This is a genomic window from Prevotella sp. P3-122 (genome assembly GCF_002251365.1).
In the GTDB taxonomy this organism is placed as follows: Bacteria; Bacteroidota; Bacteroidia; order Bacteroidales; family Bacteroidaceae; genus Prevotella.
This window is the reverse complement of record NZ_NPJH01000014.1, coordinates 1-1,285: the sequence shown is the minus strand read 5'-3', so window position 1 is coordinate 1,285 and position 1,285 is coordinate 1. Positions and strand designations below refer to the sequence as shown.

General features: G+C 31.6%; 2 protein-coding genes. Both read left to right on the top strand.

Annotated elements, in window-relative coordinates; translation table 11 throughout:
* Window positions 1–290: 290 nt before the first annotated feature.
* Entirely contained in the window at window positions 291–572 is a 282-nt protein-coding gene (locus CIL02_RS02840; RefSeq protein ID WP_094398974.1) for an NVEALA domain-containing protein, read from the top strand.
* 321 nt (window positions 573–893) lie between these two features.
* The coding region (locus tag CIL02_RS02835; RefSeq protein ID WP_141210095.1) for a hypothetical protein at window positions 894–1,285 on the top strand (392 nt) is incomplete at its 3' end.

Sequence of the window (1,285 nt, the reverse complement as noted above, 5' to 3'; positions counted from 1 at the left end):
TTCACAATACACATATATAGACACTTCTGAGGTCATAATGAGAAATAATCCTAATATACCCACAAATAGGACTTTTCATACATTTGTGATTGATGAAACAGGAAAAATAGTGCTTGTTGGTGATCCTATACGAAATGATAAAATAAAAAAAATGTTTTTAAAAATAATTTCAGATTAAGTTTTAAGACAGACTACTATCTGTTCTGACTGTGTTCTTGACACAGATGTATAGTCTGTTTATCCAAAAGAATAGGAGGGCATAAGCCCGCATAAAATAAAATTCAATAATTATGAACAAGAAAAAGATTCTAACAACGCTGAGCATTGCAGCGGTTGCCATCGTATCGGGATATGGTGGCATGAAGGCTTATCTGTCGCATGACGTTTATCCATCAGACTTGCTTTCGCAAAACATTGAAGCTTTAGCAAAAGGAGGAGAAACCGTATGTAACAACAATAATGGTTATAAACAATGGAGCACTTCTGGATCTTTGTTTTCAAAGAAAAAAGAGTTCTATGATTGTTGTTTCACATTAAGAGAAGGTTATAATCCTTCGGGTAATTGCAATTAAAAAGTATCTTCTGTATTGTAAAATGAAGCTATAATGTCTGAGTTTTGCGCATTTTGTTGATTAATGTGGTTTCTTACTTATTGAAATATAACCAAAAATTTAACGGTCACAAGAAAAATGCTGTTGTTGGTTGCTATATTGATGTTGTTGGTATAATAGCAATAAAAACATTTATAGGAGATTGCCTTATATCTTAACGAAATGAAGATTTCAAAGTACACCACAAATATCTGTACAAATCTGTGCAAAACTTAGACATGATAAATCTAGCCCAATTACTTCCGTAGGTTTTCAACAAAAGTTACACAATAATATTAAAAAATGAAAGTTTATAAGTTTACATTATTATTCCTCATTATTTTTGTACTCTGCTCCTGTAGAAAAGGTGTTAATACTGTAAAACATGAATTTAATGAGCTGAATTTTAGTAAAATCGACACAGTTAGCGTCCAGAAGATAGATTCTATTCAAGATATAGAATACTGGACATTGCTTGATGGAGAGTTAATATGTAAGATTCCTTCGTCAGAAATGATATATACGGTTTTTGACAATAAGACACTCAGTAAGAAATCTGTGTTTGGTAAAAAGGGGCGTGGAAAAAACGAGTGGATTTCTCCACACATTGTTGCAAAAAATACGGATGGGATTTTGGTATTTGACAATGGTAATAAAAATTTATATTCTGTAAAGGGACATAATGTAGAGAAAAT

Coding starts and splice junctions, on each gene's coding strand:
- CIL02_RS02840 (WP_094398974.1), top strand. CDS start 291: ATGAACAAGAAAAAGATTCTAACAACGCTGAGCATTGCAGCGGTTGCC.